The sequence below is a fragment of the Allobosea rubneri genome (genome assembly GCF_032464875.1).
In the GTDB taxonomy this organism is placed as follows: domain Bacteria; phylum Pseudomonadota; class Alphaproteobacteria; order Rhizobiales; family Beijerinckiaceae; genus Allobosea; species Allobosea rubneri.
The window spans coordinates 1-23,918 of sequence record NZ_JAWDID010000064.1 but is presented as its reverse complement, the minus strand read 5'-3'; the positions used below and the strand labels follow the sequence as shown (position 1 = coordinate 23,918).

General features: G+C 63.9%; 20 protein-coding genes, 2 tRNA genes and 6 pseudogenes. 15 read left to right on the top strand and 13 right to left on the bottom strand.

What is annotated here, in order from left to right; genetic code table 11:
* Positions 1-11: 11 nt before the first annotated feature.
* Entirely contained in the window at positions 12-155 is a 144-nt protein-coding gene (locus RKE40_RS25670; RefSeq protein WP_316021023.1) for a hypothetical protein, read from the bottom strand.
* A 551-nt stretch (positions 156-706) separates the two neighbouring features.
* Between RKE40_RS25670 and RKE40_RS25665 the strand changes: the two genes are divergently transcribed.
* Positions 707-2,266, top strand: a complete 1,560-nt coding sequence (locus RKE40_RS25665; protein ID WP_316021022.1) for an acyltransferase family protein — start codon at positions 707-709, stop codon at positions 2,264-2,266.
* Between the two features lie 517 nt (positions 2,267-2,783).
* On the opposite strand, the gene RKE40_RS25660 is transcribed toward RKE40_RS25665, so the two are convergent.
* Positions 2,784-2,951, bottom strand: coding sequence for a hypothetical protein (locus RKE40_RS25660; RefSeq protein WP_316021021.1), 168 nt, complete (start codon positions 2,949-2,951; stop codon positions 2,784-2,786).
* 309 nt (positions 2,952-3,260) lie between these two features.
* Positions 3,261-3,337: transfer RNA gene (locus RKE40_RS25655), tRNA-Pro, on the bottom strand.
* Positions 3,338-3,513: 176 nt separating this feature from the next.
* Here RKE40_RS25655 and RKE40_RS25650 point away from each other — a divergent pair.
* Positions 3,514-3,588 (top strand) — tRNA-Gln (locus RKE40_RS25650).
* Between the two features lie 290 nt (positions 3,589-3,878).
* Here the strand turns inward: RKE40_RS25650 and RKE40_RS25645 are convergent.
* Genes RKE40_RS25645 through RKE40_RS25635 form a run of 3 tightly spaced genes read right to left on the bottom strand, consistent with a single transcriptional unit; the run spans position 3,879 to position 6,220 of the window.
* Positions 3,879-5,357, bottom strand: a complete 1,479-nt coding sequence (locus RKE40_RS25645; protein ID WP_316021031.1) for a recombinase family protein — start codon at positions 5,355-5,357, stop codon at positions 3,879-3,881.
* A 7-nt stretch (positions 5,358-5,364) separates the two neighbouring features.
* Positions 5,365-5,850, bottom strand: a complete 486-nt coding sequence (locus RKE40_RS25640) for a DUF2924 domain-containing protein (RefSeq protein ID WP_316021020.1) — start codon at positions 5,848-5,850, stop codon at positions 5,365-5,367.
* A complete protein-coding gene (locus RKE40_RS25635) occupies positions 5,840-6,220 on the bottom strand; it encodes a DUF3489 domain-containing protein (RefSeq protein ID WP_316021019.1) in 381 nt (126 codons plus the stop codon). Before RKE40_RS25635 ends, RKE40_RS25640 begins: the two co-directional genes overlap by 11 nt.
* Before the next feature lie 485 nt (positions 6,221-6,705).
* On the opposite strand from RKE40_RS25635, the gene RKE40_RS25630 reads away from it, so the two are divergent.
* The 8 genes and pseudogenes from RKE40_RS25630 to RKE40_RS25595 all read left to right on the top strand — a co-directional run.
* Positions 6,706-6,960, top strand: coding sequence for a hypothetical protein (locus tag RKE40_RS25630; RefSeq protein ID WP_316021018.1), 255 nt, complete (start codon positions 6,706-6,708; stop codon positions 6,958-6,960).
* 688 nt (positions 6,961-7,648) lie between these two features.
* Positions 7,649-8,086 (top strand): IS66-like element accessory protein TnpA, encoded by a 438-nt coding sequence (gene tnpA, locus RKE40_RS25625; RefSeq protein WP_316021017.1) that lies wholly within the window; start codon positions 7,649-7,651, stop codon positions 8,084-8,086.
* A gap of 328 nt (positions 8,087-8,414) precedes the next feature.
* A complete protein-coding gene (gene tnpB / locus RKE40_RS25620) occupies positions 8,415-8,576 on the top strand; it encodes an IS66 family insertion sequence element accessory protein TnpB (RefSeq protein WP_316021016.1) in 162 nt (53 codons plus the stop codon).
* 47 nt (positions 8,577-8,623) lie between these two features.
* Positions 8,624-9,471 (top strand): annotated as a pseudogene (gene tnpC, locus RKE40_RS25615) (IS66 family transposase); the annotation flags it as partial.
* Positions 9,472-9,577: 106 nt separating this feature from the next.
* Complete coding sequence (locus tag RKE40_RS25610) at positions 9,578-9,916, top strand: transposase (protein WP_316021015.1); 339 nt, start codon at positions 9,578-9,580, stop codon at positions 9,914-9,916.
* 54 nt (positions 9,917-9,970) lie between these two features.
* A pseudogene (gene tnpB / locus RKE40_RS25605) lies at positions 9,971-10,317 on the top strand (IS66 family insertion sequence element accessory protein TnpB).
* A 97-nt stretch (positions 10,318-10,414) separates the two neighbouring features.
* Entirely contained in the window at positions 10,415-12,001 is a 1,587-nt protein-coding gene (gene tnpC / locus RKE40_RS25600; protein WP_316021030.1) for an IS66 family transposase, read from the top strand.
* 23 nt (positions 12,002-12,024) lie between these two features.
* A pseudogene (locus RKE40_RS25595) lies at positions 12,025-12,390 on the top strand (IS66 family transposase); the annotation flags it as partial.
* A 135-nt stretch (positions 12,391-12,525) separates the two neighbouring features.
* On the opposite strand, the gene RKE40_RS25590 reads toward RKE40_RS25595, so the two are convergent.
* Positions 12,526-12,801, bottom strand: a complete 276-nt coding sequence (locus RKE40_RS25590; protein WP_316021014.1) for a hypothetical protein — start codon at positions 12,799-12,801, stop codon at positions 12,526-12,528.
* Positions 12,802-13,009: 208 nt separating this feature from the next.
* Here RKE40_RS25590 and RKE40_RS25585 point away from each other — a divergent pair.
* A protein-coding gene (locus tag RKE40_RS25585; protein ID WP_316021013.1) for an IS3 family transposase occupies positions 13,010-14,190 on the top strand; the annotation gives its coding sequence in 2 pieces (ribosomal slippage) (positions 13,010-13,274 and positions 13,274-14,190; 1,182 coding nt in all).
* A gap of 31 nt (positions 14,191-14,221) precedes the next feature.
* On the opposite strand, the pseudogene RKE40_RS25580 reads toward RKE40_RS25585, so the two are convergent.
* Positions 14,222-14,438 (bottom strand): annotated as a pseudogene (locus RKE40_RS25580) (hypothetical protein); the annotation flags it as partial.
* A 10-nt stretch (positions 14,439-14,448) separates the two neighbouring features.
* Here RKE40_RS25580 and RKE40_RS25575 point away from each other — a divergent pair.
* From RKE40_RS25575 to RKE40_RS25565, 3 genes are all read left to right on the top strand, one after another.
* Positions 14,449-14,655: a hypothetical protein gene (locus tag RKE40_RS25575; protein ID WP_316021032.1), complete on the top strand. Its 207-nt coding sequence runs from the start codon at positions 14,449-14,451 to the stop codon at positions 14,653-14,655.
* 31 nt (positions 14,656-14,686) lie between these two features.
* Entirely contained in the window at positions 14,687-15,412 is a 726-nt protein-coding gene (locus tag RKE40_RS25570) for an outer membrane protein (protein WP_316021012.1), read from the top strand.
* 138 nt (positions 15,413-15,550) lie between these two features.
* Positions 15,551-16,654 (top strand): AI-2E family transporter, encoded by a 1,104-nt coding sequence (locus tag RKE40_RS25565; RefSeq protein ID WP_316021011.1) that lies wholly within the window; start codon positions 15,551-15,553, stop codon positions 16,652-16,654.
* Between the two features lie 182 nt (positions 16,655-16,836).
* On the opposite strand, the pseudogene RKE40_RS25560 reads toward RKE40_RS25565, so the two are convergent.
* Positions 16,837-17,735: pseudogene (locus RKE40_RS25560) on the bottom strand (integrase core domain-containing protein).
* Positions 17,736-18,164: 429 nt separating this feature from the next.
* Between RKE40_RS25560 and RKE40_RS25555 the strand changes: the two are divergent.
* The gene (locus tag RKE40_RS25555; RefSeq protein ID WP_316021010.1) at positions 18,165-19,367 is read left to right on the top strand and encodes a DUF2092 domain-containing protein; all 1,203 of its coding nucleotides are present in this window, start codon (positions 18,165-18,167) and stop codon (positions 19,365-19,367) included.
* Between the two features lie 480 nt (positions 19,368-19,847).
* Here RKE40_RS25555 and RKE40_RS25545 read toward each other — a convergent pair.
* From RKE40_RS25545 to RKE40_RS25530, 4 genes and pseudogenes are all read right to left on the bottom strand, one after another.
* Positions 19,848-19,985 (bottom strand): annotated as a pseudogene (locus tag RKE40_RS25545) (integrase core domain-containing protein); the annotation flags it as partial.
* 26 nt (positions 19,986-20,011) lie between these two features.
* The gene (aspT, locus tag RKE40_RS25540; RefSeq protein WP_316021008.1) at positions 20,012-21,697 is read right to left on the bottom strand and encodes an aspartate-alanine antiporter; all 1,686 of its coding nucleotides are present in this window, start codon (positions 21,695-21,697) and stop codon (positions 20,012-20,014) included.
* Positions 21,698-21,808: 111 nt separating this feature from the next.
* Complete coding sequence (locus RKE40_RS25535; protein ID WP_316021007.1) at positions 21,809-23,428, bottom strand: bifunctional aspartate transaminase/aspartate 4-decarboxylase; 1,620 nt, start codon at positions 23,426-23,428, stop codon at positions 21,809-21,811.
* Between the two features lie 50 nt (positions 23,429-23,478).
* Positions 23,479-23,918: aspartate-alanine antiporter-like transporter (locus RKE40_RS25530; RefSeq protein WP_449249561.1), on the bottom strand; the 440-nt coding region annotated here is incomplete at its 5' end.

Here is a 23,918-nt window from a genome sequence, read left to right as displayed (position 1 = left end):
GGAAGCGCCCTTCAGCCGGCCGGCTTGGTGTCCGTACAGACCTTCTTCACCGGCTGCAGGAACATGTCGAGTTCCATCATGTTGCCGCAGCGGTCGCAGCCGGCGAGCAAGGTGGCGATGCCGAGGATACCAACGATACGAAGAATGCGCGTCATGCAGGCCCGCTCCACTTGCTCAGCCCAAGTCTAGCGAAAGCCCGTCCGCTGCGCCACGGCTGACGAACGCGACGAGCGCCGGGCGGTGCCCTGAAATTGCACTGTGATCTCGAGCCTTCATGCCTGGGATATGGCGCAGCTTGGTCAAGGTGTCGCGCAAAGTCCTGCTATCGAAGCCCTGCTGCTCCTATGCCACCGGAAAGACCGCGCGGCGTCATCCGAACTCTGCGCCCAGCGGCCGTGAGGCTCTTCTGATCCGGATTGATAGCAGGTGATCTCGGGGGCAGCCATGAATGCCGGCCTCGTCCGAGGGCTGCGTCTCCGATCATCTTGGGCTTGTTTCAGTTACAAGTCAGCAACACTGCGAAACAATCAGACATCGATCAGGCACATTGCGGACAAAGTTCATTGCCGCTGGCCGAGACCCGCGGGATGAAGATGATCCGCGCTCCTCGACTCCGCCCCCGTTGCCGCTGGCGAAGGCGAGTTTGGGTGCTGCCGCCGAGAAGGGCTGCTTTTGACGCGGTCAGCGACCGCGGGAGATGGTGACAGTGACGGACCTTGCCGGCCCTCGGCCGCCAATCGGCGGGACAGCATTCGTCGCGGTTCCGGGTGTCGCTTCCGACTACGAGCCCTCGATCGTCCGCAATGCGCGCCTGCAATATCTGCGCGGTTTCGCAGCGCTCGCCGTGCTGTTCTATCATTGCGCGACATATCTCGAGCTGTTGCGCGGCAGCGAGGCCATGAACGGTGTCTTCCCGGGCGGCTGGGGAGCCTATGGCGTCGCGGTCTTCTTTGCGCTGTCCGGTTATCTGATGAGCGATCTCCTGCGACGGGATGATCCGGGTACGTTTCTGGTCAGCCGGATCGCTCGCATCTATCCGACGATGTTCATCATCATCGCGCTGGCGTCCGTACTCTTCGTTCTTATCGGGCAGCCGCGCGGCTTCAACTTCTGGGCACTGACCTTGGTGCCGTCCGGGCCTCGCCCCTATTTTCTCGGCGTCGAATGGACGCTGCTCTACGAGATGACCTATTATGTCGGCCTGACGGTGCTGGCATTCTTGGGCTTGGCGCGGTTTGCGCCCGTGGCGATGCTGGCCTGGCTGGTAATCTTGGCCGGCGCTTTCGCGCTTGGACCGGGGCAGGCCCATCCGGGAGCGCCGACGCTCAGCGAGTTTCCGCTGACGGTGCTGAACATTCCATTCGTGCTGGGCTTTCTGGCTGGCGAGCTCCATCGCCGCGGCGCGTTGCCTCGGTCGCTCATGCCGGCTGCGGTCATCTTGCTGCTCCCTGTCTTCGTCTTCGAGCTCGACGCAGCCATGCTCAGGCTCGTCACGGGCCTGTCCGCGAGCCTGCTCGTGGCCAGCGCCGTGACCGCCCCGATGACCGTGCCAGCGGGAGCGCTCGCGCGCTTCGGCCTGCGTCTCGGCGATGCCAGCTACGTCCTCTACCTCGTCCATGTGCCGATCATCATGACGCTTTCGGCCGTCTTGCCGGCAGCCACGCCACCGGTCCTCTTGTGGTTCGTCTGGGCGGCCGCCTCAACTGCAGCGGCCGTCGCACTGGCGCCGTTGGATGGCGCGATTCATCGACGTCTGAAACGGCACATTACAGGCGCTCCCAAGCGGCGCCTCTCGATCGTGGCGCTCGCGTTCATCAGCTTTTTCCTGGCGGTGGCCGCGGCTGGCGAATTCAGGATGCGCGGCGAGGCCGCCGATACCGCGCGGGCCGCGCGCATTCTGTCCGGGCCGACGTCCGTCGCAGGTCCGAGCGTGCGCATGGCGATCGACGCGATCGCGACGATGCCGACGGGAAACCTTGTCGTCCGCGGATATGGCATCGATCTCGACAAGCCCCAGCTCGGCAGCCACGTTGCCTTACGACAGGCAGGACAGACCCTGGCGCTGGTCGATCTGGATCGCATGCGCGCCGCCACGGCCGATGCGTTGGGGCGCACCGATCTGCGCAAGGTTCGGTTCGGTTTCCGGCTGATGCTGCCGAAGGAATTCACCTGTGAGGCCGGGGCGCTCGAGCCGTTCCTCCTGCTCGAGGATGGGCGGTCGCTGCCGATTCCGCTCGGTGCGCTGGCCGCAGTCTGCGGCAAATAGGAAGCCGCTGCGGCGCTCACTCATAGCCCGAGAGTCCGGAGCAAGCCGCAGACGACCGATCGGAGTGGCCGTCGTATCGAGGCGCCTTCTTGCTGAAATAGCCCATGGTGCAGGGACGAGGCGTGCGCGCGGTCGGGCGCAATTCGGAAGGTCGCTGCTAGTGAGCGCCCGGCTTGGCGCGGGCCTGGGTCTTGTTCTTCAGTTGATCAACGGTTTCGCGGGCGCGGCAGCCTTCTCCGGCGCGGATGCGACGTAGAGCGCATATCCGAGAGCCATGAAACTCAGAAATCCGAGTGCCGAAAGAACCATGCGAACGCTCCTCTATTGTGAGGGGCAGTGTCTGATGGACAAGTAAAGCGAACAGCGTCGGTTTACTTCACATTGTTCGTATATCGCCGTTCCATCGGCCCGGTCTTCGCTCAGACGGCGCCGGGCCTTTTTTCGTCTGCGACGCACAGGCCGCTTCCAGATGGTCGATCCGGTCGCGCAGCATGTCGCAGCCGCGGTCGGCGCGGCCTCATTGCCGCGTCAGGACGCCTGCCGCGGTGGCCAGTGCGCCCCCCGTCGCCCGCGCGACGCGGCGGGTCTTCTGAGCGAGCCCGGAGCCGGCGACAGTTTCGAGATCGGCATCGACCGGAGCAGCTGACATGTCGCAGCTGGTGTCGAGAGCGTCGAGGTCGGCCACGACAGGATTTCCGGTCGCCTCCCGCCGGTGGTGTCTTCGTCCGGCCCGGTGAGAGGCATTTGACCGGCGGGCGCCTGCACCTGCCCTGCAGCCGACCGTGTCATATGCCTCTGCAGGTTGCTGCAGAATCACGCCGACGAAGGTCTGCCGATGCATGGGAGTCGTCCGGAATGGGCGGGCGGTCGCGCAGGGGCCGACGATCGGCGAAAAGGTGCGTCGATCTTTCTCGGAACTGCCGGGATTTCCGTCGAGAAAAGAAAAAGGCCCCGAAGGGCCGCACTTCTAACGTCATAATATATCGGGAAATTTTGGTCGGAGTGGCAGGATTTGAACCTGCGACCCCCTCGTCCCGAACGAGGTGCTCTACCAGGCTGAGCCACACTCCGATCAACTGGTGGGCGGCTTATAGCCAGCCGCTCCGTGGTGCGCAACAGGCAAGCGGCAGGAAAACGCAATCTTCGGAAAAAAGGCGAAACCGGCGCGGCCGCGATCAGACATCCTGTGATCTCGGCCGATCGGATATTGCGCGCTTGGCCGCCGCGCTCTAGAAGGCAAGCCGCATTGGGGCGTCGCCAAGCGGTAAGGCAGCGGTTTTTGGTACCGCCATGCGGAGGTTCGAATCCTCCCGCCCCAGCCACCTAGTCTCGCGATCCGAGACTTTCGCCCGGTATCGAAAAATCTGCGACAGTGTCGAGGGTTAGCGGCCACGTCGGCCCCACAGAGACTGTGTCAGTCTGCGATTAGGCAGTTTGCGGGCGCGAATCTGGCCGCGGTCTGCGACCTCCACTTCCGTGATTCCGCGGCCATCGGGAAGCGCCGCGCGCAGACTGGTTCGATCGGACTGAGACCTGGCGCTTCTCCCACGACGAAAATGCTCGCCGCAGATCCCCGCGACGAACTTCCAAATCAGTGCTGGTGTTGGCGAGCTCAGCCGATCAGGAGCTTCTGCTCCTGCCGAGCCCAGGCATGCGGCAGTGCGGCTGTGAGCTGCCGGATCGTGAGATCGGCCGGCGCCGAGCCGTCGGCGATGGCTCGGATCACATTCGGTGAGAGACAGGCGAGCGGCAGAAGCTTGCGAACATTGCGCTCGCCCATGTTCTCGCGAAGCGCGATGGCGTCGGTCGAGATCATTTTTCCCTCGACGAGCTCGCTTATCCAGCGACGCGCCTTGGCGATGGCGATCAGCAAGACCTCAGCCGCATTGTAATCAAGACGCTGCTGCTGCGCCGGTTCATGGAGGACGCCCTTCCGTCGCCCTTGCGATTGCCAGACGAACGGGACCGAGAGGGGCTCAGGTTCAGGGGTGGTGTCAGTCGGTCGCATTAGGATCGCTAGCCGATCGTGATGCAGCGTAACGCGCTCTATGCTGGCCACGTCTTGATCGGCGACAGCCTCCCGTACTACCGCCTCGATCTCCGGCGCCGAGACGCGCGAGATCGAGCCGGCGCCTGCGCGATCGTGCTGGAGCAGCGCTCGCGAGACATAGTAGCGATAGCGCACACCAGCCTTGCAACTGTGGCTCGGGCTCATCCGGTTGCCAGCGTCGTCGAATAACACCCCGGCCAGGGTCGCGACGCGGCTGCCGGCGATGCGTCGTCGGTTGACGGCGGCACCCTTGATGCGTGACTGCACGGCTTCGAACAGCTCGTGCTCGACGAGCGCCGCATGCTGTCCCTTGTGAACCTGTCCCTTCCAGACGATCTCGCCAAGATAGAAGCGGTTCTTCAGCATGGCGGCGATGGGGCCCGGCCCAAAGCGATAGCCCTTGCGCGTCTTCACGCCATCGGCAGCGAGCTGCTCGACCACGGCGCGGACCGAGCCGCGATCGCGATAAAGCTCGAAGATGCGGCGCACGACGGCGGCCTCAATCTCATCGACGCGGAGCAGCTTCTTCTCACTGCGATAGCCGAGCGGAACTGGGCCGCCGACCCACAGACCCTTCTGCTTGGATGCCGAGATCTTGTCACGCACACGCTCGCCGATGACCTCGCGCTCGAACTGGGCGAAGGAGAGCAGCACGTTCAGCGTCAGCCGCCCCATGGAGCTTGTCGTGTTGAAGCTCTGGGTCACGGAAACGAAGGAGACGCCATGCTCATCGAACAGTTCGACCAGCTTGGCGAAATCGGCAAGCGAGCGGGTCAGACGATCGACCTTGTAAACGACGATGATGTCGATGCCGCCTTGCTTCACCGCGTCGAGAAGCTGTTGCAGGGCAGGGCGCACCAGCGAAGCTCCTGACAGGCCGCCGTCGTCGTAGCATTCGGGCAGCAGCCGCCAGCCCTCATGCGCCTGGCTCTTCACATAGGCCTCGCACGCCTCACGCTGGGCGTGCAGCGAGTTGAAGGCGAGGTCGAGGTTATGCTCGGTCGATTTGCGCGTATAGATCGCGCAGCGCTGAGGCTTCATCGGAGCATCACGCATGAGCGCCTGCCTTCGTGGCCGAGGGGCGGCTCGATCGCAGTCCGAAGAAGCGTGGCCCGTTCCAGCTGGTCCCGGTGATCCGTCTGGCGATGGTCGACAGGCTCTTGAAAGTCTCGGCGTTCCAGAGATAACCGCCAGGCACAATGACGACCTCGTGCATCGTGCCTTCGTGCTCCCGGACAAGCACCGTTCCCGACTTCAGCCGACGCCCAGGCGGCAGTCCCTGGACGAGGCGTTCGAGCCTGACGCGGAGCTCGCGATCGAGAGCGCCGAGCCGCCGCTCCTGGATGCGATGAGCAAGGAGACGCGCAATCAGGTCGCGCGACAGGCTCTCGGGAGCAGGGCGCTGATAGAGCCGCCGGAACTGCGCCTGGAGTTCGACGATGCTCGCCGACTGCAGTACCACGAGTTCGTGTGCGAGGCTCCCTTGAGGGGCCTCGCCCTTGCTGTGCGCTTGCGCTGCGAGCTTAGGCGGCATCGACGCGGCTCCGATAGACCGAGTCAGCCGCATCGGAGCCACGTTGCAGCTCGATCTGGAAGCCTCGCTTGCGCAGACCGGTCAGCGCCGCCCGGGTCGTATGCGGCAGCCAGCCAGTCAACTCCGTAAGCTTGGCAAGCGAGGCGCCCGCCGGCTCTTCGAGCAGCCCGAGCACCATGCCGAGCTTGGTGTTCGCCTTCGGTCGGAGGCGCGCATTGTCGACGGGAGTAGCCGCCGCCTCGCTGGCCGCCGACGTAGCCGGTGCGTCTAAAGTGCCGTCGGCGGGCACACGACAATTAGCGGGATTCGATGCCAGCACTTTGCGGGTGTTGCGGCTGTGGCTCTTGGTCTCACGGGACTTCGGGGACACTGGCGATCTCCTGTACGGACAGGACGGGATTAGCCCCGTCACCAGCACGGCCCCGCCTGGCGCTACGGCCGGCAGGGACCCACAGGACATCTGGCGCGCCGGGCGCCGCTCACACCGACACCAATGCTCGAAGCCACCGCGAAGTCCAGTCCCATCCCTGATGACGGCTCGGCGCATCGGGAATGCGCCGACATGGCCCGTTTCAGACGGTGGCGACTTCCGTTGGCTAGCATCCATAGCCGTCGCCACCGACCGGAGGTGGGGAATGGGGGGCCACGGGCACTGGAAGCACTTCAAGCAAGCTCGTTAACTGGTCCGCGTGGAGGGGTTCAGTGCTCGGCGGTGGTATTGTCCGGACGTACAATAGCGCGCCGAGACCATCGGCGCTCATATGATGGATCGGGCTTGCCGCCGAAGAGCGGCCAGGAATTATTTGGCTCGATGGCGGAGCTTCGCGGGCCCCCGCTGCCCAGAAGGAGTTAAAGATGAAAGCGCGAATCCTGTTGGCTGCCCTTGTCGCAGGTGGGATCGGCCTAAGCACCGAAGATGCACCTGCTGTCGTTTACTGCCAGTATGTTGGTTACCCAGCGGGCTGTGTCGCACGAGCCGGCGTTGTATTACGTCCGCGGCCGGTTGCCCGCGCGGTTGCGACACCGGGCGTTGGTGCGCCGGGCGTTGGAGTGCGTCCCGGTACGCCGATGAACCGCGGGGGGCCTGTCAACCGGGCAGGGAGACGCTGACCTCCATTGTTCTTGGTCACCAGGCGGCTCCAAACTCTGGCCTTCTCTTTCGCCTCACGGATCGCCCTCCAAGGAGTAACTGCCTGGGCAGGAGACTGATCAAGCTGGCCGCTTCTCGCCGAGCACTGGGCGCTAAATCGTTGTGAAAAATTGCGAACGCGCCGCGCCGGCATGGACTTTACCTTCTGACCGAGCGCGACAGTTCGCTAGCACAATGATGAGACCGGGCGCATTCTTCCATCCCCCACGACACCAAGCAGGCTGCTTGGCAAAGACAGCAGGAGCTGCGCGCGCCTGATCTGACGCCGGAAAACGACTTCGCCTCCCATGCGTCTGGAACCGTCCGAGGGCGTCCGGCTTCGGGCGACCGGCTTACGGCGCAAGGGGGCAGTGAAACTCAAGCGGCAGCGTGGCCGGCCATTCAGCTCCACAGTCAACGCGACTGGCCGTGGTCAATACGGCGATTAGAGCGTCGATAGTTGCATATCGTGCGCCGATCCGCACGTCGTTCCACACCACTCGAGCCCCCGCAAGGGCCAGTAAGCCGGCGACACAAGAAGGAAAGGCCGCGTCCACGGGTAATCCCTTGCGAATTGAAGAATTCACCCATGGCCCGGCTCCGCGGTAAGCGGTGTTCCGACCGGACCTTCTTCGCGGCGAGCTAAGGTCCCAGTGTGACGATCCTGATTTGGAGGATCGTTTTGTGTCTAGGCTTGATGATAGACTTGAGGCCGAGGGCGAGGGGATCACCGGGGCGACAGGCCGGCGGCGTTGGAGCACCGACGAGCGGGCGCAGATTCTTGAAGAGACGCTGGTTCCTGGAGCGGTTGTGTCCGAGGTCGCGCGCCGGCATGGCCTGACGCCGCAGAAGTTGTTCACCTGGCGTCGCGAGGCGCGCAAGGCCGCGCAGGCGGTGCCGACCTTCGTGCCGGCGGTCATCACTCCCGAACCGGTTCTCGTAGCGGAGCCGCCGGCAGCATTGCCGCGCCGAGAGCGGCGCAGTCGACACCATCGGCGCGCGGCGGCGATCGAGCTCGACGTCGCCGGTGTCAAGGTGACGATCGAGAATGGGGCCTCGCCGGCCACGATCGCGGCGGTACTGGGTGCGTTGAAGGCCGGCTCGTGATCGGCCCGACCGGCGCGGTCCGCGTCATGGTGGCGACCAAGCCGGTCGATTTCCGCAAGGGCGCGGCGCGCCGACCGGATCAAGCTGGTTTACCTCGATGGGACGGGCGTCTGCCTATTCTCGAACGCTCTGCATTCATACTACACCTCTTTCCCCGTCAGCTGACGGTCTTGCCTGGCTCGTATTTTCCAGACGTACGGCAAAACGCGTTCGCCATGGCGGTTGTACCGCCAGCCGACGCAGGGCAACTTCCGTGTTAACAGAGGGTGAAACGGATGCGTGACCCGCACTAACTGCTGATCTGTGCCGGGCGCGGCTGCAATCTCTTGTGAGGTACAAGAGGCTGGAAGACGGCAAGTTCCAGTGGCCCGCCATCTCCGACGGTATCGTGCGGCTGACCGCGGCGCAGCTTCAGGCGCTGCTCGAAGGCCTTGGCTGGCGACGGGTGCATGAGCGGCGCGAGACCCGCGTGCCCGTCGCGGCAAGTTGATCGTTCAGCGCTGGCAAGCCACTGTAATCCATGATTGAATCGGCTTCGTGAGCAACGCGGCCAATCCACTGACCAGCGATCCGATCGCGCTTTGGGCGATGCTCGCAGAGGAGCGCGCCGAGAACGAGCGGCTGCGTCAGATCATCAAGGAGCTGCAACGTCATCGCTTCGGGCGCCGAGCCGAGAGCCTGCCGGTCGACCAGTTGCTGCTGGGGGTCGTCGAGGGCGGCATCCCGACGGAGGCCACGGTCGCCCATGTCCTCGTCGCGAAATATGCCGATCACCTTCCGCTCTTTCGCCAGGCCCAGATCTACAGCCGGCAGGGCGTGAACCTGGACCGATCGACCTTGGCTGACTGGGTCGGCAAGGCAGCCTTCCTCCTACGGCCCGTGCATGAACGTCTGTTCGAGCGGCTGAAGGCGTCGACCAAGCTCTTCGCAGACGAGACCACTGCGCCGGTGCTTGATCCGGGCCGCGGCCGAACCAAGACAGGCCAGCTCTTCGCCTACGCTCGCGACGAACGACCTTGGGCCGCGCCGATCCGCCGGGTGTGACCTATCTCTACGCACCGGACCGCAAGGCCGAGCAGCCGATCCGCCATCTTCAAGGCTTCGCCGGCGTGCTGCAGGTGGACGGCTACGCCGGCTATAAGACGCTGGCCGGGAGGAATGCCGTGAGCCTGGCCCTTTGCTGGTCTCACGTCCGGCGGAAGTTCTACGAACTGGCCGAGGCCGGTCCTGCGCCCATCGCTTCAGAAGCGCTTGCGCGCATCGCAGAACTCTACCGCATCGAGGGCGATATCCGCGGACGCTCCGCTGAGGAGCGGCGCGACAACCGCCAGGCCCAAAGCCGCCCCATCGTCGAGGCGCTGGAGCCGTGGCTGCACGCCAAGCTTCTCGTATCCCTCCGCCGAGAGCCGTCTTGTTCGAAGGTGAGTGTCTGTCCAGCCTGCCGTCACGCTGATTTGGCATCGATGCCAGCAGTGGTGCTGGAGAACGGCTGTGGGTGACGAGACCTATGTGCGGCGTAGGCATTGGAACTGGGACGAGAAGTGCACCGTCGTCGAGGAGGCGGCAACCAGCGGTAACGTCATTGCCACAGCGAAGCGCCATGGCATCCAGGCTCAACAGATCTATCGCTGGCGAGACCGGCTGCTTGGACGGCGTGCGCCGGTGGGGTTTGCGGCCGTATCGATCATTCCTGATCCGCCGGCGGCGCTTCCGGCACCAGTGCCGGATATCGATCGTCGGGATGGCTGTCCAGCTTTGGCCGCCGTGCCGGAGGACGATCGGATCGAGATCGCGATCGAAGGGGGGCGTGACAGTCCGACTGCCTGGTGACACACCGGCAGACCGCGTCATCGCGATTGCCGGCGGGCTGTCGAGGCGTCGGCGATGATCCCGGTCCCGAGCGGGGTTCGGGTCTGGCTGGCGACCGGCCATACGGATATGCGCAAGGGCTTCGCCGGCCTGGCTCTTCAGGTCCAGGAGGTGCTGCGTCGCGATCCGCATGGCGGCCACCTCTTCGTCTTCCGCGGCCGGCGCGGCGACCTGCTCAAGGTGATCTGGCACGACGGCCAGGGTTCGTGCCTGTTTCGAAGAGGCTGGAGCGTGGCCGGTTCCTCTGGCCATCGCCGGCGGATGGCATCGTGACGATCACGCCGGCCCAACTCGGCTATCTGCTCGAAGGCATCGATTGGCGGATGCCGCAGCAGAGTTGGCGCCCCACCGCGACGGGATGAACATTTGCGCTTGGCTCGCGGGCGATGGAGTGATTCCATCGGCCGTGTGACGAACGCCTCCGATGCCCTTCCGAGCGACCTCGCCGCCGCCCATGCGATGATCCTGGCGGAGCGCGCGGCGCGTCTGGAGGCCGAAGCGGCCGCCGCCCGGGAGCGGGCCGCGAACAGCAGCACGGACGCGCTGATCGCGCGGCTGAAGCTGGAGATCGAGAAGCTCAGGCGCGAGCTCTACGGCACGCGCTCGGAACGCAAGGCCCGGCTCCTCGACCAGTTGGAGATGCAGCTCGAGGATCTGGAGGCCGACGCCACCGAGAACGAACTGGCAGCGGAAGCCGCGGCGCGGGCAACCAACGTTGCCGCCTTCCAGCGCAAGCGCCCCGCGCGCCAGCCGTTCCCGGACCACTTGCCGCGCGAGCGCATCGTCGTCGCCACGCCGGAGAGCTGCCTGTGCTGCGGCTCGTTGAAGCTGGTCAAGCTCGGCGAGGACGTCACCGAGACGCTGGAGGTGATCCCGCGCCAGTGGAAGGTAATCCAGACGGTGCGGGAGCGCTTCTCCTGCCGCGAGTGTGAGACGATCGCCCAGCCGCCGGCGCCGTTCCACGTCATCCCACGTGGTCATGCCGGGCCGAACCTGCTGGCGATGGTGCTGTTCGAGAAGTATGGCCAGCACCAGCCGCTGAACCGGCAGAGCGAGCGCTATGCCCGCGAAGGCATCGATCTACCGCTCTCGACGCTGGCCGACCATGTCGGCGCCTGCGCTGCGGCCTTGCGACCGCTCCATAGCCTGATCGAGCAGCATGTCATGGCGGCCGAACGGCTTCATGGCGACGACACGCCGGTGCCGATCCTGGCGAAGGGCATGACCGACACCGGCAGGGCCTGGGTCTATGTCCGTGACGACCGGCCGTTCGGCGGCGTCGATCCGCCGGCCGTGCTGTTCCAGGCTTCGCGAGACCGCTCGGGCGATCATCCCGAAGAGCATCTGCGCGGCTTCACCGGCATCCTGCAAGCTGACGCCTATGCCGGCTACAACCGGCTGCTCGCACCCGACCGCCAGCCTGGGCCGATCGTCGAGGCCTTGTGCTGGGCCCATGCTCGCCGGAAGTTCTTCGAGCTTGCCGATATCGCCACGAGTCGCCGGCGCGGGCGTAACGCCGCGCCGATCTCGCCGATCGCCTTCGAAGCCGTCACCCGCATCGACAAGCTCTTCGACATCGAGCGCGAGATCAACGGCATCGCGGCCGAGCAGCGCCTCTCCGTCCGCCGGGATCGCAGCGCTTTGCTTGTCGCCGATCTCGAAGCCTGGATACGCGAGCATCGCGCCAGGCTCTCGCGGCATGCGCCCGTCGCCCAGGCCATGGACTACATGCTCCGGCGATGGGATGGCTTCGCCCGCTTCCTCGGCGACGGCCGCATCTGCCTGACGAACAATGCCGCGGAACGAAGCCTGAGAGGGCTGGCTCTCGGCCGCAAGGCCTGGCTCTTCGCAGGATCGGATCCCGGCGCCGAGCGGGCCGCCGTCATCTACAGCCTGATCGGCACCGCCAAGCTTAACGACGTCGATCCGCAGGCCTGGCTCGCCGACGTCCTCACGCGCATCGCCGACACGCCGCAGAGCCGGCTCAGCGAGTTGCTCCCCTGGAACTGGCGGCTCCAGCACGACGCCCATCTCAAAGCTGCCTGATCGTGGCCCTCGGCGGAGGGTTACAGCTTCTCCTCGTCAGCCAGAAGAGCAAACTCGCCGAGGCCATCCGCTACGCACTCTCGCGATGGGCGGGCCTCAGTCGCTTCCTCGACGACGGCCGCGTCTAAATCGACTCCAACGTGGTCGAGCGCGCCATTCGGCCGATCGCCCTCAATCGCAAGAATGCACTCTTTGCCGGATCAGACGGCGGCGCCGAGCATTGGGCAGTCGTCGCCTCGCTCGTGGAGACCTGCAAACTCGACGGCGTCGATCCGCAAGCCTACCTCGTCGATGTCATCACCCGCATCGTCGCCGGCCGTCCCCGGAGCCAGATCGACAACTTGCTGCCATGGGACTATGCGCCTCAGCCGCTCAAGGCCGTGGCCTGAAAACAGCGGTTACGCTCCTCGAGTTCAATGACTCGCTTTTCCGTCCCGGCTCCCCTTCCAGACCAACGTGTTTGCAAGCTCTCCCTTTCGATCACAAACCACTGAAAGAGCTATCGGACTTTCTGCCTCTTGGACCTACGAACGTCGAGGCTTCGGGCCCTCCACGGCCTCGCGAGTAGCAAAGAGCTGGGCCTCCAATTCCAAGGCCGCCATCAGTTCCTCATACTCTGCAATGATCGAGCTCCTTGTCGGCGCCTCCGACTTGGCCCAGTATTCAAGCACCGCGCATGTCAAGTCGTAGGCCTCGCAGACGTCAAGGAAGGCTTGTCCGGAGGCGAGATCAAAACGATCCCGCCAACTAGGCAAGCGTAGCTTGAGACGCGCGCGCCCGCGCTCCTGGATCCGGGTCATGGTTCGGATATCCAAAGGTGATGGGGCCGCTTTGATCGGCCCCGCCCTCATCGCCGGTCGCCAATTCTGCGCCTGGCGCAGTATCCCTTCTATTGGCCTTGAGGTCATGAGACGGCCGTTAATTTGAGTGGCAGCTCCGCGCCGGTGATCCACCCCCGTTGAATTGGTCCACCCTGAAGTATGTCTTTTGGCAGACAGGAGGACCGAGATGCCGAAGAAGCGCCACAAGCCCGAAGAGATCGTCGCGAAGCTGCGCCAGGTCGATGTGCTGGTCTCGCAGGGGCAATCCGTTGCCGATGCGATCCGTTCGATCGGCGTGACGGAGGTCAGTTACTACCGCTGGCGCCGTGAGTTTGGCGGGCTGAAGACGGATCAGGTTAAGCGGATGAAGGAGCTCGAGGCCGAGAACGCCCGGCTCCGCCGCGCCGTCGCGGATCTGACGCTCGACAAGTTGATCCTGAAGGAGGCGGCTTCGGGAAACTACTGAGCCCCGCGCGTCGCCGCGCCTGCATCGACCATGTTCGGCTCGCCCTCAAGGTTTCGGAACGGCGGGTCTGCCGTGTGCTCGGGCAGCACCGCTCGACCCAGCGTCGAATCCCGCATGGACGCGAGGACGAGGAAAAGCTCATCGCCGACATCGTCGAACTGGTCCGCCGTTATGGCCGCTACGGCTATCGCAAGATCGCCGTGCTGCTGCGCTCGACGGCAGGCTGGGTGGTCAACGACAAGCGGGTCGAGCGGATCTGGCGACGCGAGGGGCTGAAGGTTCCAACCCGACAACCCAAACGAGGTCGGCTCTGGCTCGCGGACGGATCCTGCATCCGCCTTCGCGCCGAGCGGCCCAACCATGTCTGGTCCTACGACTTTGTCGAGGACCGCACCCATGACGGGAGAAAGTATCGCATGCTCAACATCATCGACGAGTTCACGCATGAATGCCTGGCGATCCGCATCGACAGAAAGCTGAAGGCGATCGATGTCATCGACGTGCTCTCGGACCTGTTCATCCTGCGCGGCGTGCCGGAACATGTCCGCTCAGATAACGGCCCCGAATTTGTCGCCAAGGCTGTGCAGGAATGGATCAGCGCGGTTGGTGCGAAGACCGCCTACATCGCGCCCGGCAGCCCCTGGGAGAACGGCTTCATCGAGTCGTTCAACGCCCGATTGCGCGATGAACTCCTCGACGGCGAGATCTTCTACACCCTCGCGGAGGCGAAGATCATCGTCGAAAGCTGGCGGCGGCACTTCAACACCGTGCGCCCGCATGGCTCGCTCGGCTACAAGCCTCCAGCACCAGAGGTCTTCATCCCCGCCATGACCGCACGGGCGACTGCGCAACCCAGACCAGCTACGCCGCCCGCGCTGGCGTCGAGGCCAACCGCCCACTAACAATCGCCTTGGACCAAGCGACGGGGGCGGATCACCGGTCGAATTGAACATCGCCGGCTTCCCGGAAGCCGTTACGTTTGAGCCCCGCCATCGCTGGTTCGCTCAGCATGGCGTAGTAGCGCTCCTCGGCCTCGGCCGGCGGGAGTTGCCGATAGGCTCCAGCAGCCGGCATTGTTGAACCAGTCGACCCAGGTCAGCTTAGCGAACTCTACAGCCTCGAAGCTTCGCCAGCGTCCAAGCCGATGGATAGGCCCCGCAGTGATCGTCAATGAGGCGATCATGATCGGTGTCGGTGGTCGAGCTCCCCTAACCCGACAGACGACGCCTTGCGCAGTATCGCGCCTGCCGAAGGTCCTGGTCTCGGATTCGAAGTTCCAACGTGTTGAAATTGTCACTTCAAGGAGGATTCCGGGGCATTTCTTTATTCTTTTCTTCCTGCTGACCGCTTTATATGAGACCGTTTGACATCCTTGCTGTGCATGGGAAGGAGGATCACATGCGTTTACGCCTTGTATCCACTGCTCTAGCGACATGCCTTGCGACCTCGGCCTTTGCGGCCGATCTTCCAAGCCGAGCGCCTCCCCCGGTTGTCTACGCACCGGTGTTCACATGGACCGGATTTTATATCGGCCTCAATGCCGGCGTGGGCTGGGGCGATTCGGGCGGCGTAATCGTAACTGGTCCGACCCCTGGCTCGTCCGGGTCTCTGGGCGGCGGCGGTGGTGATGGCCAGTTCGTCGGGGGTGGCCAAATCGGCTACAATTGGCAGTCCGGCGCTATTGTCTACGGCCTCGAGACCGACATCCAGTATGTCGACACGGGCGGCGATGTCGCTTGGGGGCCCTATACTTGGTGGGGTGGCCGGGGCGGTGGAGATGGCGCCTACTTCGGCACCGTGCGCGTCCGCCTGGGCTATGCCATCGACAGGACCTTGATCTACATCACCGGTGGTCTCGCTTATGGTGGGCTCAACACCAATCCGCTCACTGGCAACGCCACGAGTAACGCCGGTTGGACCATCGGCGGCGGTGTCGAATATGCCTTCACCAATAACTGGACCGTCAAGCTCGAAGGTCTGTATGTCGACACCGGCGAGGGAAGAAGGACGCGCTTCTTTAACAACCCCGCAGGTGGCGTCCTTCCGGCAGGGGTCTATACCGCGACAACCAGTGGTGGCGGCGGCGCCGGACTTGTTCGTGTCGGCGTGAACTACAAGTTCTGAGAGCAGGCACTTGGAATCTGCGGGCAGCCGGGCCCTTTGCGCCCGGCTGCTTCAAGGTTCTGGTCGGGCAAACACGGGTGGGCCCACGAGTACCTCCCTGCTTGGAGGTCTGGCCGGCTATTGCCGGAGGCTGACAGCTTGCGCAACGCGTTAAGCAAGGGCTTGACGATGGACCCGAATGCTCCGAGGCCCCGCGACGCGATTGCGCCCTCGACCATAATTGACGCCGCCATCCGGCTGGGGCTCGTCGGTACGCTGGTTTATGCCTGCGCTCGGATCGTGCTTCCTTTTGGTTTCCTTTTGATCTGGTCGGCAATCCTCGCGGTGATGCTGCATCCGCTGCATTTGCGCCTGGTGTCACGACTTGGAAATCGTGGCTCGGCGCTGCTGATCGGGCTGATCGGTGTCTCGCTTATGCTGGGCCCGATGGTGATCCTAGTGACTTCCCTGGCGACGTCCCTCTATTCGTTGATCGCAAACTTTCAGAGCCAGGGAGTGACGTTTCCAGAGCCACCGCTATGGCTCGATGGCACGCCTCTCGTCGGCAAGAAGATGGCGGAGATTTGGTCGCTCGTCGCCTCCAACATGCCGGCTGCGCTAGCTAAGTATGGGCACCTGGTCAGCGGCCCGCTGGCGTGGTTTGCTTCATTTGCGGGCGGCCTCGCCATGGGCGAATTGTCATTCGTCGTTTCGTTTGCGATTGCCGCCGCGCTCGTTGCCCACGGGGAGAATGCCGCAGAATTTGCTCGTCGCGCGCTCGAGAGGGTCACCGGCAACGAGGCGCGCGCAGGGCAACTGGTGGCACTGACCGCAGCCACGATCCGCGGCGTGGGGCTGGGGGTGGTTGGCGTGGCGGTAGTCCAGTCGCTGCTTCTGGGTTTCGGCTTCTTCACAATCGGAATTCAGGCAGCGGGCCCTCTTACGCTCGCTGCGCTCTTGCTAGGTATCATGCAGGTGCCGTTGATTTTGCTGACGTTGCCTGTCGTGGTCTATGTCTTCTATTCCGAGGCGACGCAGCCAGCCGTAATCTTTCTGATCTGGAACATCGTCGTCGGCCTCAGCGACAATATTCTCAGGCCATTGATGCTCGGCAGAGGGCTCGAAGTGCCGATGCCGATAATCCTGATCGGCGTTCTCGGCGGTATGATCGTCGACGGGCTGCTGGGTATATTCGTGGGGCCGGTGCTATTGGCCGTCAGTTATGTTCTGCTGCTGGATTGGCTACACCAACACCGGGTTTGACCTAAGCTAAACACCCGAATCGAGAGGGCCGTTTCAGCCAGAGGTGGTCAATCTCGCACTGGCGGCCGCGATACTCGACTGCTGCAAACCCATTTTTTCTCCGGAAGCCTTTCCTGGGTTGAGAGATGGCTCGGTTTGTCTGAACAGTTTGCGGTCTGTCGCTAAGTGGATTTCGGCCCTGGTTATGCCGCAACCGGGATTGGCTGTAGCGCGTTGAAGTAGGCCTGATCGGGCGTCTGCCGTCCCAGGCTCTGGTGAGGCCTCCGGCCGTTGTAGAAGGCGAGATACCGGCCGATCGAGGCGCGCGCGTCGGACACGCTGGCGTAGGCGCGCAGGTAGACTTCCTCGTATTTCACCGATTTCCAGATGCGCTCGACGAAGACGTTGTCGCGCCAGGCGCCCTTGCCATCCATGCTGATCTTGATGCCCGCGCCGATCAGCAGGGCAGTGAACTCGCGGCTGGTGAACTGCGAGCCCTGGACGCCCTTCTGTTTGTCAAGCGGCGATGCGGGTCGCGTTGATTTCGTTCTGGCGCTGCATGATGAAGGGAGAACACCTCTCGGGCCAGGTAGCGCCTTCCGCCAGCAGCAGACCTTGCAACATGCGGCTGCCCGCGAAGGGGTATTCCAGATGCAGCGCGTCGATCGCGCGCATCCACGCCAGGTCGGCGGCCGGAACCGCGCGGGGCAGATAATAGACGCTGCCCCGGCTGATCCCGAGCACCTTCGCCTGCCGGTTCAATGGCAGACCGTGCGCGCTGTCAACGGCGGTCGGATTCCAGGCCAGCGGGGCGGAGTAAGACCAGGCCAGTGGCAGCGCCGGAGGACGATAAGCAAAGGGCCCCGATCTTCGCATGCAGCGTCTTCATATCGATCACCGGCGCGGTGGCTTCCGACTTCGCCTCGGATCCGAAGACGCCGGCGGCCCCGTCAAGAAGCTGGCTGCGCCACTGCGTGATCTGATTAGGGTGGACATCGAACTGCTGCGCCAGATCGGCCAGCGTCTTCTGGCTCTTGAGCGCCGCCAAAGCGACCTTCGCCTTGAAAGCCGGGCTGTGGTTCCGGCGCATGCGTCTCGTCATATCCGCTCCTGTTCACGACAATCATGCCGCGTTCAGGCCCCCGAGCCAGCTCACACGCCGAGCAGCGCGAGCTCCGAAGTATTGCCTCTAAGGCCAATAGACGCTTCGGGTTGGGGCAGCCATTATTGCGATTGGACGCGAGCGTTGCTGTTAGAGCGACAGCCGCGCGTCCCCGATCGCTACGGCGCTGAGAGTGGACGCTTGGGTGTGTCGTTCCGTCAAAAGCGCCGATTGCCGAACCTCGATGGCGTAGCCAGCCTATCCTACAGCCAGCCGTTTTCGTAGCGGGCCCATCACAACGACAGAGGCGCCGAGACTATTTGCGCCGCTTCAATGAATGGCTTGTCAAAGCCAGACGGCCGCTGGTTGTGGGACCAGTGGAAGCGAGCCCCTGCCTATCAACGGCGGCGGCTAGAGATGGAGGGTGGAATGAGAAAATCGCCTAGCAAAGTCGATCTTCATATTCTGGGCTTGATAAGCAGCGCCGCCCTGCTGACGCTAACGGGCATGCCCTCTCGGGCGCAGACAGCGGAGGATATGGAGGCCCGTTATCGTCGGGACGGCATGGAGCAGGCCCTGCAAACGAAGCAACGGTTCGATCTTTATGGTCTTCGCTTCGATTCCGACAAGGCGACGATCCAGGCAAGTTCGAAAGGGCTTCTGGACGACATCACAACCACAATGAAGAATTTCCCCGACTGGCGGTTGCGGATCGTCGGTCATACAGATGCGACAGGCGCTCCCGCGCCCAATGCGATCCTGTCCCAGGAGCGTGCGGACGCGGTCAAGGCAGCTCTTGTCGAACGAGGCGTCGACGGCCAAAGGCTGATAACGGCGGGTCTCGGAGAGAGCCGCCCCGTTGCGAGCAACGAGTCTCCCTCCGGTCGCGCGTTGAACCGCCGGGTTGAGTTAAGCAGGTTCACTGACTCTGCCGAAGCACGGAAAATGCTGAAGGCAATGTCCGACTTCCTCGTGGGGCAGAAAACGCTCTCCTTCGGCTTTGACTCCATGTTTGAGGTCGTAACGCCCACCGACCAGAAAATCGGCCTCGCGAGCTCCGGAGCCGTGACGCTCAGCCGCCCTGACAAGGTGCGCGCCACGCGAGCCGGTGGCTTTAGCGATATCGAGATACTCTTTGACGGGAAAACGCTGACGCTGCTGGGCAAGAACGTAAACACATACGCTCAAATCGCGGCTCCAGGCACCGTCGACCAGATCATCGAGGAACTCAAGGACAAGCACAACAGGCCTCTGCCCGCATCCGACATTCTGTTGGGCAGCGTTTACGACGAATTGATCCAAGGGGTCTATGATGCCAAGGATCTTGGCAGCGGCGTTATCAATGGCGTCGAGTGTGATTCACTTGCTTTTCGCAAGGATGACGTGGACTGGCAGGTCTGGGTTGCGCAGGGCGCGCGCCCCTATCCGTGCCAGTTCTTGGTTACGTCCAAACTGACCAGCCAGGCACCGCAATACAGCATTCAGTTCCGCGACTGGAAATTCGGCGGCGAAGTCGCGGCCGACGACTTTGCGTTCAAGAACGCCTCCAACGCACAGTTGATCGATCTGAAGGAAATTCGGGACAAGTTGGCGGATATGCCGTCGCATTTCGTGAGGGGAGGTCAACAATGACAATAGCGAAGCGTGTATGGCTCTCCTTGGCCGCGTTGGTCTTCGGAGTGATGGCAGCTGAGCTCGGGGAGCGGTCCTCAGTGCCTGGAGTGAACGGCTACATGTCGAGCGCAGCCGCTCGGGTTGGACGCCCGATGACGCCCGTCAGCGTCGCAGGCGCAGCGCGCAGAACCACGCGCCGTTGCGCGACGGGTGTATATAACTGCTGACTTTGGTTCAAACGCGCCGTCATTTTGAGACAGGCGCGAACCTTGTTTGGTCAGCATCATCTCATAGTCCGCCGCCGGTTCACAGAACCGGCGGCGGACTAGAATTTGTCTTCCACGCTGACGTTGCCTTCGTGAACGCCCTCGGGCCCAGATCGCAGAGAAGCAAGATCTCCGGGCGACGGCCGGTTCGTCGACGGTGCCCAGTTGGGCAACAAATGGCAATCGGGCGCCGTGTCTACGGCTGTCGCAGCCACAAAAGCCCGGACATTTCTCACAGTGCTGCATGAGCCGCGATGCACTCGCGGGGGGAACGATATCCGAGCGCTCTACGAGGGTGAAGCTCGTTGTAATGGTCGAACCATTCCGGCAGGGCGAGCATGACGGTCTTGGCAGCCGGGAGAGGGTTCACCCAGAGGAGGTGAAGCAGATGGTGCATTAGGCCGCCATTAACGCGACCAGAACCGGGCCCCAGGCCGTCAGCAGTATGTTTCCGATTGCGTAGGGCACCGTGTAGCCGAGTGCGGGGATGCTGCTCTGGGCTTCGTCCTGGACTGCTCTCAAGGCCGCAGTGATGGTGCCGGCGCCTGCGCAGGCCCCGAGCACGATCAACGGGTCCATCTTCAGGACGTAGCGACCGAACAGGATGCCGACCGTGTGCGGCAGCAGCGCCGAGACCAGGCCGACGGCGGCGAGGCTGATGCCCGTCGCCTGCAGGCCGGCGACGAAGCTGGGCCCGGCACCGAGGCCGACAATGCCGATGAACATGCACAGCCCGACGGTATCGAAGATCCAGATCGCCGGCTCGGGAATGCGCCCGAAGAAGGGATAGGCCGAGCGCAGCCAGCCGAAGACCAGGCCCATGAACAGGGCGCCGCCGCTGGCGGTCAGCGTCAGCGGGATGCCCATGACGACGACCGAGAGCAGACCGAAGAGACCGCCGAGAAAAATGCCCAGTCCGACGAAGATCATATCGGTCGCCGCCGTCCGCCGGTCGGGATAGCCGATCACGGCGGCGGCGCGTTCGACCTCGGTCATGGGGCCCATCAGGGACAGGACGTCGCCGCGATTGAGACGGGTGGTCGGGATCACCGGCATGGCGATGCCCGAACGCGTCAGCTTGGCGAGGAAGACGCCGCGCGCGAGCTGATCCTCCGACAACTCCGCCAGCGACCTGTCGTCGAGGCCGCGGTTCGTCATGACCACGTCGAGTACTTGGAGAGGAATGTCCAGCAGATCCGGGTCGGAGACTTCGGGGCCGATGACGTCGCCGCGGGCGGCGTGCACTTCGAAGCGCGCCATCACGGCGATGATGTCCCCGGCCCGGATCCGGTGCTGCGAGGCGAGGTCGAACAGCGTATCGCCGCTGCGGCCGCGCAAGACGAAGACGCGCGACTGCTTCGGCATGGCTTCGAGCTCGGCGATGGTCTTGTCCAGCAGCGCCGGGTTCTCGACACGATAAGCCCGTACGTCGAACAGGCGCGCGGCGGACGTGACGCCCTCGGTTTCAGCTGCCGTCGTGGCCTTCTCAGGCCGCGTAGCCGCGGCCGCTTCACGCAGGTCGATCCCCATGAGCCTGGGGCCGATCTTCGGCAGGAACCAGACGAGGGCGGTGGTGCCGACCAGATAGGTGACGGCATAGGCGACGGGGATGTTGTTGACGAGCGCCGTGCGTTCCGCCTGCGGAAGATCGAGCCGCTGGATCGCTTCGCCGGCGGTGCCGATCACGGTCGATTCCGAAAAGGCCCCGGCCAGCAGCCCGGCGGCGGTGCCGATGTCGTAGCTCAGCAGCTTGGCGAAGGTCAGCGCCGTCAGCAGGCAGGTGACGCACAGCACCACGGTCAGCGCCATCTGCGGCAGGGCATCGCGTTTCAGGGCGCGGAAGAATTGCGGCCCGACCTTGTAGCCGGTGGTGAACAGGAATAGGTCGAAGAAGACCGCCTTCACCACCGCCGGCACCTTGATGTCGAGCTGGCCGACCAGGACCCCGGCCAGGAGGCAGCCGACGACGACGCCGAGGCTGAAGCTGCCGAACTTCAGCCGGCCGATCAGGAAGCCGAGCGCGACCGTCAGGAAGATTGCGAGCTCGGGATTGTTGCGCAGTGCCGCGACGACGAAGTCCATTGCCGAACTCGCTGTTGGTCAGCCAGATCCGCTCGGGTCTCCCGCACGCCGAACGGCGCGCGGGAGGGGGCGGTCTGCCGTCGCGCCTTCGCAGCGGCGCCGCTGACGCCCTCAGGATTTCTGCTTGAGGGCGAGGTTGTAGGCGTCGAAAGCCTGCCGATAGCCGCGGGCGACGGCGCGCGTCGCGCGGCCGATCTGGCTGTAGACCTCGTCGTCGAGATTGGCGAAGGAGACGCGGACCGACCAGTCCGGGGCGTGGAAGCCACCGCCATTGAGCAACACGATGCCGTGGTCCTCGGCGAGCCGGAAGACGATGTCGAGCGGGTGGATGTTCTTCTTCATATAGGCCACCACCTCGGGCCCGACATATTTGTTGGCCCAGAACTCGAAGTCGACCAGGCCGTAATAACGGTCATGGAGCGGGTTGTCGGGCACCTCGATGCCCAGCCCCTCGACCATGCGCTGGGCGCGGGAATGGACGATCTCCATGCAGGTCTTCTGGTAGAGCTTGGCCTCGTCCATCATCTCCGACAGCGAGAACAGCGACATCATCACCTGCTGCGGCAGCGACAGGCCGGCAGTGTGATTGAGCGCGATGTCGCGGCTGTCGGCGACGATGCGGTCGATCAGCTTCATCTCGCGCGGCTTGAGGGTCAGCGGGCCGTAGCGCTTGTCGAGCGGCGCCAGGATATTCGCGGGGTGCTTCGCGATCGCCTTGTCGAAGATGTTGTCGCGGTGGATCGCGATGACACCGAGCCGCCAGCCGGTGCAGCCGAAATACTTCGAGTAGGAATAGACGCCGATCGTGTTGTGCGGCAGGGCGCCGAGCAGGCCGCGGAAGCCCTTGACGAAGGTGCCGTAGACATCGTCGGTCAGCAGCATCAGATCGGGCCGCTTGGTCTGGACCAGCTTGACGATCTTGGCGATGGTCTCCTCGCTGAGCGCGACCGCATAGGGGTTGCCGGGGTTGACCACGAAGAAGGCCTTCACCTTCGGGTCCTCGAGCTTTTTCAGCTCCTCGTCGGTGAACTGGAAGCGGTTCTCCTGCGGCGCCGCGACCGTGACGACGTTGAGCCCGTAATCCTCGAGATGCGGCATTTCGAGATAGGGCGTGAAGATCGGCGTCGCCAGCGCAATGGTATCGCCGGGGTTCAGCAGCCGGTTGGCCTTCAGCGACTTGAAGATGTAGCACATCGCCGCCGTGCCGCCCTCGACGGCATAGAGGTCGAACTGGCCGCTCGGCCGCGGCTCGCCGCACATCGCCCACATCAGGTATTCGTGCACGATGCGCTCATTGTGGACGAGCATGCGGTCCGGAACCGGGTAGTTGTCACCGATGATCGAGTCGACGAGCTCGTGCACGAATGCATCGGGCTTGAAGTCGAACTTCTTCACGGCGAAGGCGACCATGTCCTTAAGGAAGCCGGCGCCTGGCGAATCCTTGTGCGTCGCCAGCCAATCGTCGAGCCGCGCGGCGATGCCGTCGGCCTTGGGCATGCCGCCGATCCCCGCCGGCTTGTTCATCACGCGCCGGCTTTCGGTGATCGCGAACTGGCCGAGCAGGAAGAAGCCCTCCCGCGGCGTCATAGCGACCCAGTTCGGATTGCCGCGCCCGGCATTGAGCATGGCGATCGAGGAATTCTGCGCGGTCAGCTTGGCGAGGCGGATCAGCTCGTCCTTGATCTCGAAGGGGCTGAGCTTCTCGAAGGTTCGCAGCGTGACAGGATCCATGACATGCTCCCGGTATGAGGCTGAGATCGAAGGTCTTTCCTTGGCCTGCGCTAGGTCAGCAGCATGATGATCACCATGCCCCAGATGGTGAGGAGCGTGTTCCCGACCGCATAGGTCACGGTGTAGCCGAGGGCGGGAACCTGGCTCTTGGCGGTCTCGCAGATCATGCCGAGCGCGGCGGTCGTGGTGCGGGCCCCCGCGCAGGCGCCGAGCAGGATCGCGGGGTCGAAGCGGAAGATGAACTTGCCGGCGAACATCGCCAGGACCAGCGGGATCGTCGTCGCCAACGCGCCCCAGAGGAAGAGGCCGACGCCTTGCGTCTGCAGTCCTTTGACGAAGCCGGGGCCGGCCGAGATGCCGACCACCGCGATGAACATGTTCAGGCCGACCGAATTCATGAACCAGACGGTCGAGCTTGGGATGCGGCCGAAGGTCGGATGAACCGAGCGCAGCCAGCCGAAGACCAGGCCGGAGATCAATGCGCCGCCAG